The organism is Bradyrhizobium liaoningense, from assembly GCF_018130785.1.
GTDB classification, from domain to species: domain Bacteria; phylum Pseudomonadota; class Alphaproteobacteria; order Rhizobiales; family Xanthobacteraceae; genus Bradyrhizobium; species Bradyrhizobium liaoningense_A.
The window spans coordinates 506911-519934 of sequence record NZ_JAFCJT010000002.1; the positions used below are offsets into that span (position 1 = coordinate 506911).

The following is a 13024-nucleotide window of genomic DNA, read 5'->3' on the forward strand; positions in this document are numbered from 1 at the left end:
TGATATGCTGACGCTTATTCGGGCCAAATGTGACGGAAATTTGATGCGTTGCCAAAGCGAAAATTGTTCCTGTTGAAACAATGGTTTATTTGTGTTTCCGGCCCCAATTTTCGAAGCAGAATCAACGCAGCTTCACGTTAAGGGTAAACGTCAGGAGAGGACTCGGGAAACGACTCAGGAAAGGCTTGGCGCCGAGGTCGCGAACTGCTCGTCCTGAACCTTGGAGGGCAGCGCCTTGTGGACCTTCACGTAGTCGATCACGTCGGCCAGCAGTTTGAGGCCGAGCGGAGCGAGTGCGCGCTCCCAGAGCTCGCGAGCCGTCTCGCCCTTCTTGACGAAGCACCAGTCCTGGGCGGCGATGGCGCCGGCGTCCATGCGGTCGGCAAGCTGATAGATCGTGCCGCCGGCGATCGGATCGCCTTCCTTGATGGTCCATTCCACGGCGGCTTTGCCGCGATGACGCGGCAGCAGCGAGGGATGATAGCCGATCCCGCCGAACTTCGCCGCGGCCAGGGCGTCCTTGCCGATCCGGGCGTGGCTGTGGGCGGTGATGATCAGGTCGGTGTCGGGGCCGATTTCGGAGGCGACCACCAGCTTCGGATTGGCCTGGACCGCCACCTCGATGCCGCCCGCCTTGGCGGCCGCAGCGAGGCGATCCTCGGCATCAGCCACGACGACCCGCACAATCGAGACGCCGTGCTCCCGGAGCATGTTCAGGGTGGTCACGCCGAAATGGCGGGAGCCGACGAGGGTAATGCGCATGGGTGTCCGATCCGTCTCGCAACTGCGTCATCCCCCCGATAACACGTCGGTGCGCCCTGTCACCATCTGCGGGCGGTTTGTGCCGGTTATCAACAATGCGCCGGGCGCGGGGCGAGACGAACCCGTGATCGCGCAGCCGGCTGTTCCGGTGCTGCCATGCGCGCATTGCACTGAGCGTGGCCACTCCCGGGCGCGCCGGCGGGCCGTACCCGGCGGTCCCGCCCGAGGTCGGGGTGGCGCCCTTCATCGGTCCGACGTGGGATGCCTGTCGTTGCGCCGAGGGACCGGTCTATAATTTCTACCACGGTGCCTATTACGGCGCGGAGCCGCCCGCGCTCGATCGCGCACGCCTACCGGCCGTACTACCGCTACAGCGCCTGTCGCAGGCTGCCGCGCAAATATTTTTGCGTCACGGACTAGCGTTGCTGCGCGGCCACGATCGACGGCAAATGATGTACTCGTCGGTTCCTCTGTTTCATTTTGAGCAGAAGGAGCCTCCTGTTGCCGTTAGAATACACGAACCGGGGCTGGCCAAATTTCATTCCGAACCCGTTTTCGAACCCGGCTTTTGGCCGCTGGCGCGTGATCGCCAGCGGCTTTTTCATGCCGGCCATCGCGAAATCATCAAACGGTAACGCGTTCTCAATCTGCCTGTCGTATCGACGAATCCGTCGCGGATTTGTATTGCGTACCGCGACACCAAAAATGTCCCGCCGGCGTGGGTGCGCCGCGCGGGCTTTTTTGCCGGGACCGATTTCATGCCGAGCGCAATTGAGCAGATCGTCGACGCCTATGTGCGACTGAAGAACCGCCGCGGCCTCGACGAGCTGATGATGCACAGGCAGCGGCTCGCGGTCGACCTGAAGAGCAGGTCCGGCTACGATTTCAGCCTGCCGATCGGCAAGATCGATGAGGAGATCGCGATCATCGAGGAGGGGCTCAGCCGGCTGAAGGCCGAGTCCGCGGATTCCCTCGGGACGCGTCCGATCTGACGCGCTCAGTCGCGCCGGCCGCCGTCGATGACGGTAAACAGCGGCCGTGCCGGGGTCGGCTCCACCAGCAGCTCCTCCACCAGCGCGGTTGCCGCATCGACATATTTGCGCGTCGGCTTGTCGAGCTCACGTTTTGCCTCGTCGTCGAGCGCGACCTTTGCCGCCTCGACCAGCTTGCGCATGCGCGCTGCATGGTCGTCGCCGGCCGTCAGCGTCGCGCGCGCCAGCGAGCGCAGCACGAACAGCTCGCCTTCGAGGCGGAGCAGACGGTCGTTGAGCCTGGTGAGGACGGCGTTGAGGTCGGCCATAGCTGCTGTTCGTCGCGGAGGATCCATCCTGATCTAGCGGCGATCGGTGAACGGAATCCAAACGCCATTGGCGCAATTGGGTTGATCTCTGGCGTCTCCTGGCAGCAGCGATGCCGTCTATGTGAGACATCGTGACGTTGCGATGCATCGTCCCGGCGTGGTTCCCGCACCACATGGCAGCCCGGGTGGACTTCTGGAGTACGTACGATGCGGTCTGTCCTGGCTTTGGTCCTCTTGATTGCAACATGCGCCGCGGCGGCTGCCGCGCCGGCGCATCATGCCCGCCCGCGCCATCACGTCGCTGTCCCTCTGCCCGAGGACGCGCCGGTGCCGCCCGGCTGGTACAAATTTCCCGGGCAGCCGCCGATTCCGCCGTCAGAGAACAGGAATCTCGATCCCTCCAATTTCGGCGGCGGTTGATCGAAGCTACGCCGCGGTTCGGGCGAGATAGTCGCGGGCGAAGGCGAGATACCAGTCGAGGCAGGCGGGATTGGCCATCGCCTCCTTGTTGATGACCTTCTCGACAGGCTGGCCGAGCAAGAGCTTCTTGATGGGCAGCTCCTGCTTCTTTCCGGAGAGCGTGCGCGGGATCTCGGCGACGGCGAAGATCTCGTTCGGCAGGAAGCGGCGTGACAGGCCGGCCTCGATCGCCTTGTTGATCCTGGCCTGCATCGTGGCGTCGAGCGCTGTGCCCTCGCGCAGCACCACGAACAGCGGCATGTAGCTGTCGCGGCCGAGATATTCGAGGTCGACGACGAGGCTGTCGAGCACCTCCGGCAGCGCTTCGATCGCGGAATAGAGCTCGCTGGTGCCCATGCGCAGGCCGTGCCGGTTGATGGTCGCATCGCTGCGGCCATAGATGACGCAGGAGCCGTCCGGATTGACCTTGAGCCAGTCGCCGTGCCGCCACACCGGCCCGCGGCCGCTGCCGTCGAAATTGTCCGGATAGGTCTCGAAATAGCTGGAGCGATAGCGCACGTCGCCCTTGTCGTTCCAGAAGTAGAGCGGCATCGACGGCATCGGTTCGGTGCAGACGAGTTCGCCGACCTCGTCGATGACGGCGCGGCCCTGTTCGCTGAAGGCTTCGACCGCCGCACCGAGCAGGCGGCACTGCATCGCGCCGGGCGTCTGCGGCAATTCGCGGTTGCCGCCGATGAAGGCACCGGCGAAATCGGTGCCGCCGGAAATGTTCGCCCACCAAATATCGGCCTGCGCCTTGCTGCCGTTGGTCTTCGACAGCGCGGCGAACCGTTCGTTGAACCAGGCTTGCGTGTCGGCGCTGAGCGGCGAGCCGGTCGAGCCGAGGCAGCGCAGCCGCGAAAGGTCGCCGGCCGCAGTGAGATCGACCTCGGCCTTGGCGCAGTTGGCGAAGAACGCCGCGCCCGCGCCGAAGAAGGTCGCTTTCGACTGCGCCACGAACCGCCACAGCGTGGTCCAGTCCGGCTTGTCCCTGGCGCCGCCGGGACTGCCGTCGAAGATGCAGCAGGTGGTACCGCTGAGCAGGCCGCCGACCTGCGAATTCCACATGATCCAACCGGTCGAGCTGTACCAGTGATAGCGCTCGCCGAACGAGTTCTCGTGGTAGGAGCAGCCGAGGTCGTTGTGCAGGCCCAGCAGCGCCAGCACCACGATGACGATGCCGCCATGGCCGTGCACGATTGGCTTCGGCAGGCCGGTGGTGCCGCTGGAATAGACGATCCAGAGCGGATGATCGAACGGCAGCCAGGCCGGCTCGAACGCGTCGATCGCGGCGCCTGTCCTTGCGACGATGCCGGCGAGCAAAGCGTCCGGCGTTGCGGGTGCGGCCTCGCTGTGCAGGATGACGTGCTCGACCGTCGGCAGCGATCGCCGCAGCTCCGCGACGACGTCTTTGCGGTCGTGCCGGCGGCCGGCATAGGTGACGGCGTCGCAGGCGATCAGCACTTTCGGCTCGATCTGCTTGAAGCGGTCAATCACGGCGGGCGCGGCCATGTCAGGCGCGCAGACGCTCCAGACCGCGCCAATGCTGGCGCTCGCCAGAAATGCGATGATGGTTTCGGGGATGTTGGGCAGGTAGGCAGCGATCCGGTCGCCGGGCTTGATGCCCCTGTCCTTCAGATGCAGCGCCAGCGCCGCCGCCTTGCGCCGCAGCTCCGGCCAGCTCGTTTCGCTGAGCTTGCCGTCCTCGCCTGCACTGATGATCGCGGACAGGCCGGCGGCATCGGCGGCCTCGACATGCCGGAACACCTGCCGCGCATAGTTCACCTGCGCGCCGGGAAACCACACCGCGCCCGGCATCTTGCGCTCAGTCATCACGGCTGCAAACGGCGTCGGCGATTGCAGATCGTAATAGTCCCAGATGCTGCGCCAGAAGCCGTCGAGATCGCGCACCGACCACTGCCGCATCTCCTCATAGTCCGCGAAGGAGAGGCCACGCTGCGCGGCGAGCCAGTTGCGGTAGAGGGCGATCTGGGGAACGAAGGGTGCGGTCATTGCATGTCGGCTTCAGTTGCGGAGAGGGGGAGTTTATCCGGTGTCTCGGCGCAGCAGAAGCGTCAGTTCCTCATCCCTGCGTCACGGCAAAGCGCTCGCCGCCGATCCCGGCCCGATGCCGCGCGGCCGGCGCTGAAGCTGGCGTTCAAACGCCCTCAAAGTAAAAGCTGAAAAACAACCCCATGCACAGTAGCGGGGGTATTGAATGCATTCGTCATTTTCAGTTGGTGCCAAGCAGGTCTTTTTCGGACTTGTCCAACGCGAACGGCCTACCGATATCTCGACGGCGCGACGCATCGCCTCGTCCGGATTTGACACGTCGGGCAAAACACTGGCAGAGTGGCATCATCGGAAATTCGTAACACCCGCGCGGGGAAACCTGCCGCGGGTTTTTTATACCGTAGCAGTTGCCATGATCAAAGGATCGCTATTTCCGCCGCAGCGGTAGGGCTGACAATCGCATTGGGAGTTTTGCGTGAAGTGTCTTGCCCGACGACGGGCAAGGTGTCACCGCGAGCTCCGTCGATGCATTATGCGTCGTTGCTTCAGCATCGTCATTGCGAGCGCAGCGAAGCAATCCAGAATCTTTCCGCGGAGAAGCTCTGGATTGCTTCGTCGCAAGAGCTCCTCGCAATGACGGCGAGAGTGGCGATGGGGTTTCGTAGCCCGGATGGAGCGAGGCACAATCCGGGCAACGGCAGTGAGAACCTTGCCTCGGCCTACCAACCCACTCCCGCCCATCGTCTCCCGAACACCGGCGGCTTTGTCTTCACTGCCGACCAGCCGAAGAAGTGGTGCTTCCCAGACCAGGTGTGCACCACGCCGCTGCAGATGCTGCATTTGAAGCTGCCGGTGTGGGCTTCGCTGTGCGCTTCCCGCGTCGCGGTGTAGTTCATGCTGCAACCCGCGCAGGTGAATTCTTCGGTCGTCCAGATGCTGTTGGCCATTGCACGTCAGTGTTCTTGGATGCGTTGTGGGAAGGGTAGGTGCGTGCCTTTGCAGCCGCGTAAATCGGCGCGTGGAAATCTGGTTAATGGTCGTTAGCCAAACCCCGCGTGCAAGCGTGCAGCAGCGCCGGTCAGCCCAAATCGCCGCCGGCAGCACTTCCAGCGGCCCCAGTCGTGCCGGAAGGATCAGCCGTCGGTCCGGCCACCCCGCATGTCGCGGTCGATGCGCATCTGCACGCGCCTGATGGCCAGGAGCGGCAACCTGCCTTGCACGCGCCCAGAGACGACCCTGTCGCCGAAGGCATAGGCGTAGCGCCAATAGCCCGGCGCGGCGTTCCGCTTGAGCGAGAAACGGACGCCGCGATGAATCCCCTCATGTCGATCTGGCTCTCTGGGGCGGCGCTGCATCGTCTCGGAATGCGCCTTGGGCCGAAGCGTTCCTAATTCCAGCGCCGGGGCGTCCTGGCGGGGAGGGGCCGCCGACCCGGTCGTCTTGACGCCGGATGCGCGGCTGGCAATAACGCTGGGCCGCGCAAGTGCCGGAACCCGCGTCAATGCCGCAAGGAAAGGCGTGCCCGTGAAAAGTCTCCGTCAGCTCCTGACGGGAGAGGACATCATCCAGCTCCTGATCCGGGTCGGCCTGCTTGGCCTGCTGATCATCTGGACCTTCCTGATCATCCGCCCGTTCGTGCCGATCCTGGCCTGGAGCGCCGTGCTCGCGGTCGCGTTCTATCCGGCCTTCAGCTGGGTCGCCAAGATCCTCGGCGGCCGCCCGAAGACCGCGGCCGCGATCCTCACCCTGATCACGCTCGGCATCGTCATCGGCCCGGCGACCTGGCTCGGCCTCAGCGCGGTGGACGGTGCGCGCGAGCTGGCGAAGCAGCTCGGCACCGGCGACCTCGCGCTGCAGTCGGCGCCGGAGCAGCTCAAGTCGTGGCCGGTGGTCGGCCCTTGGCTCTTTGATCTCTGGGATCAGGCCTACAACAACATACGTGCGGTGCTGCGCGAGGTCGCGCCCTATCTCCAGCCGCTGGCCGGACCCTTGTTGTCGCTTGCGGGCGATGCGAGCCTCGGCACGCTCCAGTTTCTGGTCTCGGTGTTCGTCGCCGGCTTCCTGTTTCCGCATGGGCCGCGGCTGGTTGCGGCCGGCCGCGGCTTCCTGTTCCGCATCGTGCCCGAGCAGAGCGAACATTTCCTGGAGCTTGCGGGCGCCACCATCCGCGCCGTGGCGCAAGGCGTGATCGGCGTCGCGATCGTGCAGGCGCTGCTTGCCGGCATCGGCTTCAAGCTCGCCGCCGTGCCGAGCGCGGGCCTGCTCGCCTTCATCGTCCTGCTGCTCTCGATCGTTCAGATCGGCGCCTTCCTCGTGCTGCTGCCGGTGATCATCTGGATCTGGACCGCCAAGGACGTCACCACAGCGCTGGCGCTCACCGTGTTTCTCGTCCTCGTCGGCTTCATCGACACGATGTTGAAGCCGCTGGTGATGGGGCGCGGCCTCACCACGCCCACCATCGTGATCTTCGTCGGCGTGATCGGCGGCACGCTCGCCCACGGCATCGTCGGCCTGTTCATCGGGCCGATCATCCTGTCGGTGGCCTGGGAGATGATGATGGCCTGGATCAGGACCGAGGACCGCGCGGCGGCGGGCGAAAGCTGAACTTCCCGGACGGGCTGTGGTCAAGGCGCCCGCGAACTTGTCTATTCAACTAGACAAGTTACGATGGGGCGATTCTGTTTTCGATCTACGGCAGCAATGGCGAAGTCTTCCAAGCTGGTTGCCGCAAGGCGCGGCAAGGTTTTGTTGGTCAGACGGCGATCGGACGGCCTGTGGATGTTCCCGGGCGGACGAAAGCGCGCGCGCGAGTCCGACAAGGACTGCCTGCGGCGGGAGATCAAGGAGGAGTTGCCCAAGCTGAAGCTCGGCAGGATCAGCCTCTGGAAGGAAGTGAAGGCCAGGAATAAGCGCTCCGGTCGCAAGATGAGCGACGCGATCTTCATCGCCAAAGGCGCCAAGGGGAGGCTCGCGATCGGCGACAAGAAGGAGCTCGACCGCGCCGCCTGGCAGAAGCCGCGCGGCATCCGCCTGACGCCGACCTCGCGCTACATCCGCGATCGGCTGTTTCCGAGGAAGCCGCCGCGCCGGTGAGGAGGACGGCCGCGTCTTCGCGGCGCGGGTGCGACAAATCGCTCGCTGGTCCGCAGCGCGACGGTGACCGTCGCTGGGCTGCTCCAACGTTCATGTGGCATTCAGTGCGACCCGGCCATCGTTCTGCTGTCAGAAGGAAACTCACCATGTTGATAGCCACGATCGCCACGATCCTTGCTCTTCACGCTGGCGCACCGGTGCCGGCCGCAACTGTCGAGCGTCCGCTCGAGGTGCAGTATCGCGGCGTGCCGCGGCATCCGCCGCCGTGTGGCGACCATTGGGACCTGAGCGCCCGCGATGGCATGTGCTATCCCAACGGCTATCTGCGCCACGAAGACATGGCGGCGTTTCAGGGGTACTATCAGGGGCAGCGGCCATACTATGGGGCCCGTCGGCGTCCGGTACCGTGCGGCCACGGCGCCGATCTCGATATCCGCGACAGTCTTTGCTATCCGAACGGGACGGTCCCACTGCAATTCCAGGATCGGCCAGAGAATTATTATCGCCGGTACTGAGGCTGAGGAATTTCGCTACGGGCTTTAGTCTGATCGGCCCTGCGGGCGCGCTCTTCCAGTGAACGACCGTGAAGGTCCCGCGGCCGTTTCCGGGGCCGATATCCTCGCCGCTTCGGCCTCGTGCAACTGCTTGCGGACCTTGCGCGCATCGCGCATCGCGCGTTTGACAAAGGGGTGTTGGGAGTCCTCGGCGAAGAACAACACCACCTCGCAACTCGGACATTGCCTGGAATAGCCGTCCTGCAATCGCCCGGCGCGATCGCGAAACACACCCTTGCACCGCGTGCACTGAATCTGGACCGAGCTCATGCGCGGACAACAATGATCATTGGAAATGGATCACCACGTGAGCCCAAAGATCTGAAGAAAGTCTGAATGGTCAGGTGGGTTGACCGTTGGGTTTTGACGTGCCCGGTGCAACTTGCGCGAGCATGCAGCAGCGCTCGCGGAACGCGCGACCGGACATGATCGGCCCACCGCATCAGGCGGCAGGCGCAGGTGTCAGCGTTGATTGATCCGCCGCTACTGCTTGGCGGCCAGCGCCGCCAGGCAATGATTCAGAAAGTCGGTGCGATCCCTCAGCAGCACCTTGTCGAGATCCGCCTTGAGCGCGCATTCGCGCTGCCGGATCTGCTCGGCCCGGCGCTTCTCGGCCGCCTCGCGATATTCGGGAGCAACCTTGTTGGGATCGACGAGCGCCTGCGCGCGGGCGGGGGCGGTTGCAAGGAGCGCGATGGCAGCGATCAAAATGATTGTTCTCAAATGAGCCTCTCGAAAAAGGCTCATGCTAGCGCGCGGTTTGTCGGCGCTCAAACGGCAAATGCGGCACGCGCTGCCGACGATCCGAATCCGCGGCTCTCAAGCGTGACGTCTGTCACAGCCTGTCTGATCGATCGTAGCACTCTGCCGAAAGCAAGGAGGGTGAGATGGGGGACGTCATGACGTCCCTGCTTACGGTTGTCACTTCGACGCGTGGCTGATCTTGTGCCCGAGATGGCCGGTGTCGTGATCGCGGCGCAACTGGCTCAACGATGTCTCGTTGAGCTGAGACAGGACCTCACTGAGCTCAGTCGCATCCGGATAACCGGCCGCAAACCCTTTTCCATAGATCTTGCGCAGGGTACCAACCAGCGTGTTGCCGTGCTTCTTGCTGATCGCGCCATCCTTGTCCCGGTGGCGACCGTCCAGGCCCGGTTCCTTCATGTGCTTCTCCCCGTGCGGCGTCTTAGGCGCCTGAAGCGAGCGTGCTCCCAAACGAGTTGATTGGCAACGGTGCGGCGCGCGGGGTTGAGGGCTGGTCGTGCCGCTGCAAGCGCGTTGCCTTCACGCTTGCCTCTCTTGGCTGTGAAGCCGCGTCAGATTGCGGCGGAACGGTTGGCGCATCACATCAGCCCCGGGCATTTGCTCGATTGGAACCGATACGATGCGCTCTGTTCTGGCCGTTGGTCTATTGATCGTCCTGTGCACTGCCGCAAACGCTGCAACCGCGCATCGCTCCCGCATACATCATCCGCGCTATCCCGCGGTTGATCGTTCCGGCGCGGACGTAAATCCTCGGGCGCGCTTCGCGGTCCCCGGCTGGAGCGATGAAGCAACGCAGCGATGGCTGAATAGTGCTTCGTCCAATGTTGGCCGCGGCGGATAGCGGATCGGTTGCGTTGTCGGCGGGCACTGCCACCATCCGGAGAGGCCGTCAGACGCGGATATGCAAAAACCGGCGAAATAGTGTGAACCAGTTCACAGTTGCTGTTCGAGACCGCTGCTATGAAGGCTTCATTGCTTTACCGATTGATATTTTGAAAACGCCCCAGCGCTCCCTACCGGGCGCTGGGGTTTTCATTTCGATCAGCGCAACGCCCAGAGTTCGCAAAGTGCGATCTGACGAGCGGGCTGAGTTTTCTGGGGAGTGAATGCGGCGCGGCTAAGCGGCCTGCTCTTCAAACGAAGTGTGTACGCGCCCAGTCGGATCAACGATCTGAACGTCCCAGCACCCGTCTTCGACAAGCTCTCTGGCCTTCTTGAGGGCGGCCGTGAGTGACAGCCGCTTGAGGCTGACGATGCCTGCCGTGTCGAAACCGCTGATTTCAAACATGCCGTTCCTCCCGTTTCCCTGAATCTTACACCATTTGAGGGCGTTGTCTCCCGGCTTCGTCGCGCTTCGAAGCAGGCTGCCCCATGACCAGTTCCATCGCATAAACCCCGTACTCGACCGGGGTGCCCCGGCCTGCCAGGCGGCTACATCGCTAACGTGGAATTAAGCAGAAAAGCCTACAATTTTAGGCAGTTGTGTAGATGGGTGCTGCGTAGAGGAGCTGTCGCGAGGACGTTCCGGCGACGGCTTCCCTTTGCTCGCTCATTTGAGGTCAATCCACATGACCACGACATCGGAAGCGCAAGGCCTCGTCGAACAATTCGATCCCGCAGCCCTCGCGCTCGCAGCTGCGGCACCTGAACCCGCAGCCCCGGAAGCTCCAGCACCGACCAAGCGGTCCGGCCGGAAATCGGTCCTGGCGCTGTCGGTGTGTGCCCTGGCCATCAACGGCGCGGCGGCCATCTATACATTGCCGTCTGATTTTCCGTCGCCGAATGTCGGTGGTCTGGCGGACCTGTTTCCGCGTCGGGAAGCTTCCGCGCCAAAACCGGATCCGGTTGTCGCTGCCTTGAAGGATATTCAGTCGGCCCAGCAGCAACACACGGCTTCGCTGCAGGAGAACAATTACTCATTGCAGCAAAATGCCGCTCTGCTGCAGCAGGATTCGATGGTGCTCCTTTCTCTGCGGCAGAGCATCACGGACGAACGGGTCGATGTGAAGAAGATATCTTCGCAGCTCTCCACGCTCATTGCGAAGGTCGACTCGCTGCAAAACGCAATGATGTCGGACGTCACATCCTCCATTCGAAGAGCGAATGCTCGCTATGGACTGTCCGCAGCGATGCGCAAGCGGATGGCTCGGCAGTCGAAATCCGTGGGGCCTGTTTCGGTTGGAGGAGCGCCGCTGAGTGTGCCGGCTACAGTGTCGGCCCCGGAAAGCTGACGGCACGTCGTTGTGGCCGCAGCGATGGTCCGCGCAATAGATCAGGACGGCCCGGATGCCCATCTCGCCGAAGCCGATCTCCTGGGGTCGCATGCCGCCGTGAAAGCGGCGGCGGGCGCGCTCGGCAAATTATCGATTCCCGGTAGTTCGGGACCGCGCCGGGTTGCTGCGGGCCGTGGGTGTGGAAAACGAGGGCCCACAAACAACAACGTCGCCCGCTTGCAATAAGGCGGGCGACGTTGTTCCAGCCCCGGGAGGGTGATGCAAAATCCCGGATCACGGCAGTCTGCCTGCTCCAATCGGAACTGTCTGTTCGGTAGCCGACATTCGCGGGGCTTGGGAGAAGCGACCTAGCGCTGCCTTCCCGTAGGGTAGCCAGGCTGCCGGCGAGAACCGGCCCATCGCCAAATGCGCGCGTCGGACGATGGGCCGTTCCGGGTGGATGGCACAATCCCAGAGTGGCCGGGTATCGCGCCACAGACCACTATCTCAATCACTCGATTGGAGAGTCGTTCCCATCAGGGCGAGGGCCGCCGACTGAGCCGCTAAAATGTCGGCGCTCGGCAGCGTCGTGACCCTGCCATGAATGCTACGCAAGGGTCTTAGTTGCTGGGCCTCGCTCGCCAGCCGGTTTCCTGATGCGGAATCGTTGCGGTGATATCGACATCTCTGCCGGCGGATTGACGCCAAGCTGCCACCCCAAAACACAGGGTCAACGTCACAGCCGTCACCAACAACAGCACTGATAAAAACTGGCTCAAACCCGCACTCCCGCAACCGAAATATTGGATGAGCGAGCACAGGGAGGCGATTCGGAAAATGCAGCCGGACTGACCTAGGGAGCGTTTTCCCCAAGGTTGTAAACCGGCGGGCCAACACTCCATAGCCTTTGCCCCTCCGCGCATCAGGAGCTTGCTCCGCACGCACCAGTCTTCTGCGCTTGGCGCGTCGAGGCCGGGCAGTCGCGGCCGGCCCGGCAAGCCTCCGGGTCAAGCTGGCTAGCCTTTGAAGCTGTCACATTACTTTGACAGACAGGTGCCAGTTTGGCGGGCGCTGGGATTTCAGAGCCCAGACCGGAATACGCGGCGAACGCTGCCAAGCGAACATATTCCGCTTGTGCAGCGTTCAGCATCTTCTCAATTTCGGGAGTTCGGCGTGTTTGATGCTGAAATGACTGCGCTGCTCAGGGCAGTGCTCGATGAAGTTTGCGAAAATATTCCCGTAAGCGAGACGGGCGCCAGAGCGTACGTTGCTTCGAAGCTGCTCGATGCCGCGGCACATGGCCAGATCTCAACCGACGCGTTGAAAGCGGCGGGGCGCAAGGCCCTGAACCCACCAACGATGTGGCGCTGATTATCCGTTCCACATCACTCGATCACATCGTATTCGAAGGCGACGCCCTCCGGGTCGTTCTCCTCGAACCATCGTTCCGCGGCGTCCACCGTTGCGAAAATCTTGATGTGCTCGATGTCGCCCACCTGCCTGGCCGTATTGACGTACACGAAGACGGTCATTGATCCCTCTTCAGCTTGCGCCGGCCCCAATGCGGTTCTTTTCCCTTGGGGTTAAACTCCGGGACGTAGTGGCGGTTCACAGCGCGCATGACTCCGATCCGCGCAATCACCGTCGGGCCGCCACCTTCCGCCACCAGGATCAAGGCTTCCATCGCCGCTTGCCATGCCGGCGCGGCGTGCCCTTTCTTCGGCAGCGTGGCGATGAACTCGCCGGCGTCGAGCAGCCGATGGAACCTGTAACCAATGTAGGGAAGCGAACAGTGCTGATAGCCGATTCTTCCTAGGCTTACGAGGCTTTGCCTTCCCAAAGGTCCAAGCACCTCCAACGGCCCC

18 protein-coding genes are annotated in these 13024 nt (G+C 63.2%); 8 read left to right on the forward strand and 10 right to left on the reverse strand.

Features of this window, described 5'->3' with window-relative positions; translation table 11 throughout:
* Positions 1–174: 174 nt before the first annotated feature.
* On the reverse strand, positions 175–762 hold the full coding sequence (locus JQ627_RS08025) for a formyltransferase family protein (RefSeq protein WP_212483662.1): 588 nt from the start codon (positions 760–762) through the stop codon (positions 175–177).
* A gap of 233 nt (positions 763–995) precedes the next feature.
* Here JQ627_RS08025 and JQ627_RS38975 point away from each other — a divergent pair, with 233 nt between their 5' ends.
* Positions 996–1397 carry a hypothetical protein gene (locus JQ627_RS38975; RefSeq protein WP_249142946.1) on the forward strand — a complete coding sequence of 134 codons (402 nt, stop codon included), beginning with the start codon at positions 996–998 and terminating at the stop codon, positions 1395–1397.
* 123 nt (positions 1398–1520) lie between these two features.
* Entirely contained in the window at positions 1521–1754 is a 234-nt protein-coding gene (locus JQ627_RS08040; protein WP_212483664.1) for a hypothetical protein, read from the forward strand.
* A 5-nt stretch (positions 1755–1759) separates the two neighbouring features.
* Here the strand turns inward: JQ627_RS08040 and JQ627_RS08045 are convergent, their stop codons facing one another.
* A complete protein-coding gene (locus tag JQ627_RS08045; protein WP_011087444.1) occupies positions 1760–2062 on the reverse strand; it encodes a hypothetical protein in 303 nt (100 codons plus the stop codon).
* 207 nt (positions 2063–2269) lie between these two features.
* On the opposite strand from JQ627_RS08045, the gene JQ627_RS08050 reads away from it, so the two are divergent.
* On the forward strand, positions 2270–2482 hold the full coding sequence (locus JQ627_RS08050; RefSeq protein ID WP_212483665.1) for a hypothetical protein: 213 nt from the start codon (positions 2270–2272) through the stop codon (positions 2480–2482).
* Positions 2483–2488: 6 nt separating this feature from the next.
* Here the strand turns inward: JQ627_RS08050 and JQ627_RS08055 are convergent, their stop codons facing one another.
* The 3 genes from JQ627_RS08055 to JQ627_RS08065 form a co-directional block, all read right to left on the reverse strand.
* A complete protein-coding gene (locus JQ627_RS08055; RefSeq protein WP_212483666.1) occupies positions 2489–4534 on the reverse strand; it encodes an acetoacetate--CoA ligase in 2046 nt (681 codons plus the stop codon).
* Positions 4535–5253: 719 nt separating this feature from the next.
* Positions 5254–5481: a hypothetical protein gene (locus tag JQ627_RS38980; protein ID WP_249142947.1), complete on the reverse strand. Its 228-nt coding sequence runs from the start codon at positions 5479–5481 to the stop codon at positions 5254–5256.
* A gap of 186 nt (positions 5482–5667) precedes the next feature.
* On the reverse strand, positions 5668–5889 hold the full coding sequence (locus tag JQ627_RS08065) for a hypothetical protein (RefSeq protein ID WP_212483668.1): 222 nt from the start codon (positions 5887–5889) through the stop codon (positions 5668–5670).
* Between the two features lie 169 nt (positions 5890–6058).
* Between JQ627_RS08065 and JQ627_RS08070 the strand changes: the two genes are divergently transcribed.
* The 3 genes from JQ627_RS08070 (at position 6059) to JQ627_RS08080 (ending at position 8142) form a co-directional block, all read left to right on the forward strand.
* Positions 6059–7138: an AI-2E family transporter gene (locus JQ627_RS08070; protein ID WP_409363800.1), complete on the forward strand. Its 1080-nt coding sequence runs from the start codon at positions 6059–6061 to the stop codon at positions 7136–7138.
* Positions 7139–7234: 96 nt separating this feature from the next.
* Positions 7235–7627 carry an NUDIX hydrolase gene (locus JQ627_RS08075; RefSeq protein ID WP_212483670.1) on the forward strand — a complete coding sequence of 131 codons (393 nt, stop codon included), beginning with the start codon at positions 7235–7237 and terminating at the stop codon, positions 7625–7627.
* 146 nt (positions 7628–7773) lie between these two features.
* Entirely contained in the window at positions 7774–8142 is a 369-nt protein-coding gene (locus JQ627_RS08080; protein WP_212483671.1) for a hypothetical protein, read from the forward strand.
* Between the two features lie 522 nt (positions 8143–8664).
* Here the strand turns inward: JQ627_RS08080 and JQ627_RS08085 are convergent.
* The 3 genes from JQ627_RS08085 to JQ627_RS08095 all read right to left on the reverse strand — a co-directional run bounded on the left by JQ627_RS08085 (position 8665) and on the right by JQ627_RS08095 (position 10234).
* Positions 8665–8928 carry a hypothetical protein gene (locus tag JQ627_RS08085; protein WP_409363803.1) on the reverse strand — a complete coding sequence of 88 codons (264 nt, stop codon included), beginning with the start codon at positions 8926–8928 and terminating at the stop codon, positions 8665–8667.
* Between the two features lie 174 nt (positions 8929–9102).
* The gene (locus JQ627_RS08090) at positions 9103–9345 is read right to left on the reverse strand and encodes a hypothetical protein (protein ID WP_212483672.1); all 243 of its coding nucleotides are present in this window, start codon (positions 9343–9345) and stop codon (positions 9103–9105) included.
* Positions 9346–10063: 718 nt separating this feature from the next.
* The gene (locus tag JQ627_RS08095; RefSeq protein ID WP_212483673.1) at positions 10064–10234 is read right to left on the reverse strand and encodes a hypothetical protein; all 171 of its coding nucleotides are present in this window, start codon (positions 10232–10234) and stop codon (positions 10064–10066) included.
* Positions 10235–10514: 280 nt separating this feature from the next.
* Here JQ627_RS08095 and JQ627_RS08100 point away from each other — a divergent pair, with 280 nt between their 5' ends.
* Positions 10515–11177: a hypothetical protein gene (locus tag JQ627_RS08100; protein ID WP_212483674.1), complete on the forward strand. Its 663-nt coding sequence runs from the start codon at positions 10515–10517 to the stop codon at positions 11175–11177.
* Between the two features lie 1116 nt (positions 11178–12293).
* Positions 12294–12530 carry a hypothetical protein gene (locus JQ627_RS08105; protein WP_212484087.1) on the forward strand — a complete coding sequence of 79 codons (237 nt, stop codon included), beginning with the start codon at positions 12294–12296 and terminating at the stop codon, positions 12528–12530.
* A 14-nt stretch (positions 12531–12544) separates the two neighbouring features.
* Here the strand turns inward: JQ627_RS08105 and JQ627_RS08110 are convergent, their stop codons facing one another.
* Both JQ627_RS08110 and JQ627_RS08115 read right to left on the reverse strand, forming a co-directional pair.
* The gene (locus JQ627_RS08110; RefSeq protein ID WP_212483675.1) at positions 12545–12691 is read right to left on the reverse strand and encodes a hypothetical protein; all 147 of its coding nucleotides are present in this window, start codon (positions 12689–12691) and stop codon (positions 12545–12547) included.
* Positions 12688–13011 carry a hypothetical protein gene (locus JQ627_RS08115; RefSeq protein WP_409363804.1) on the reverse strand — a complete coding sequence of 108 codons (324 nt, stop codon included), beginning with the start codon at positions 13009–13011 and terminating at the stop codon, positions 12688–12690. Before JQ627_RS08115 ends, JQ627_RS08110 begins: the two co-directional genes overlap by 4 nt.
* Between the last annotated feature and the right edge of the window lie 13 nt (positions 13012–13024).

Coding starts and splice junctions, on each gene's coding strand:
- JQ627_RS08025 (WP_212483662.1), bottom strand. CDS start 762: ATGCGCATTACCCTCGTCGGCTCCCGCCATTTCGGCGTGACCACCCTG.
- JQ627_RS08040 (WP_212483664.1), top strand. CDS start 1,521: ATGCCGAGCGCAATTGAGCAGATCGTCGACGCCTATGTGCGACTGAAG.
- JQ627_RS08045 (WP_011087444.1), bottom strand. CDS start 2,062: ATGGCCGACCTCAACGCCGTCCTCACCAGGCTCAACGACCGTCTGCTC.
- JQ627_RS08050 (WP_212483665.1), top strand. CDS start 2,270: ATGCGGTCTGTCCTGGCTTTGGTCCTCTTGATTGCAACATGCGCCGCG.
- JQ627_RS08055 (WP_212483666.1), bottom strand. CDS start 4,534: ATGACCGCACCCTTCGTTCCCCAGATCGCCCTCTACCGCAACTGGCTC.
- JQ627_RS38980 (WP_249142947.1), bottom strand. CDS start 5,481: ATGGCCAACAGCATCTGGACGACCGAAGAATTCACCTGCGCGGGTTGC.
- JQ627_RS08065 (WP_212483668.1), bottom strand. CDS start 5,889: ATGCAGCGCCGCCCCAGAGAGCCAGATCGACATGAGGGGATTCATCGC.
- JQ627_RS08075 (WP_212483670.1), top strand. CDS start 7,235: ATGGCGAAGTCTTCCAAGCTGGTTGCCGCAAGGCGCGGCAAGGTTTTG.
- JQ627_RS08080 (WP_212483671.1), top strand. CDS start 7,774: ATGTTGATAGCCACGATCGCCACGATCCTTGCTCTTCACGCTGGCGCA.
- JQ627_RS08085 (WP_409363803.1), bottom strand. CDS start 8,928: ATGAGCCTTTTTCGAGAGGCTCATTTGAGAACAATCATTTTGATCGCT.
- JQ627_RS08090 (WP_212483672.1), bottom strand. CDS start 9,345: ATGAAGGAACCGGGCCTGGACGGTCGCCACCGGGACAAGGATGGCGCG.
- JQ627_RS08095 (WP_212483673.1), bottom strand. CDS start 10,234: ATGTTTGAAATCAGCGGTTTCGACACGGCAGGCATCGTCAGCCTCAAG.
- JQ627_RS08100 (WP_212483674.1), top strand. CDS start 10,515: ATGACCACGACATCGGAAGCGCAAGGCCTCGTCGAACAATTCGATCCC.
- JQ627_RS08110 (WP_212483675.1), bottom strand. CDS start 12,691: ATGACCGTCTTCGTGTACGTCAATACGGCCAGGCAGGTGGGCGACATC.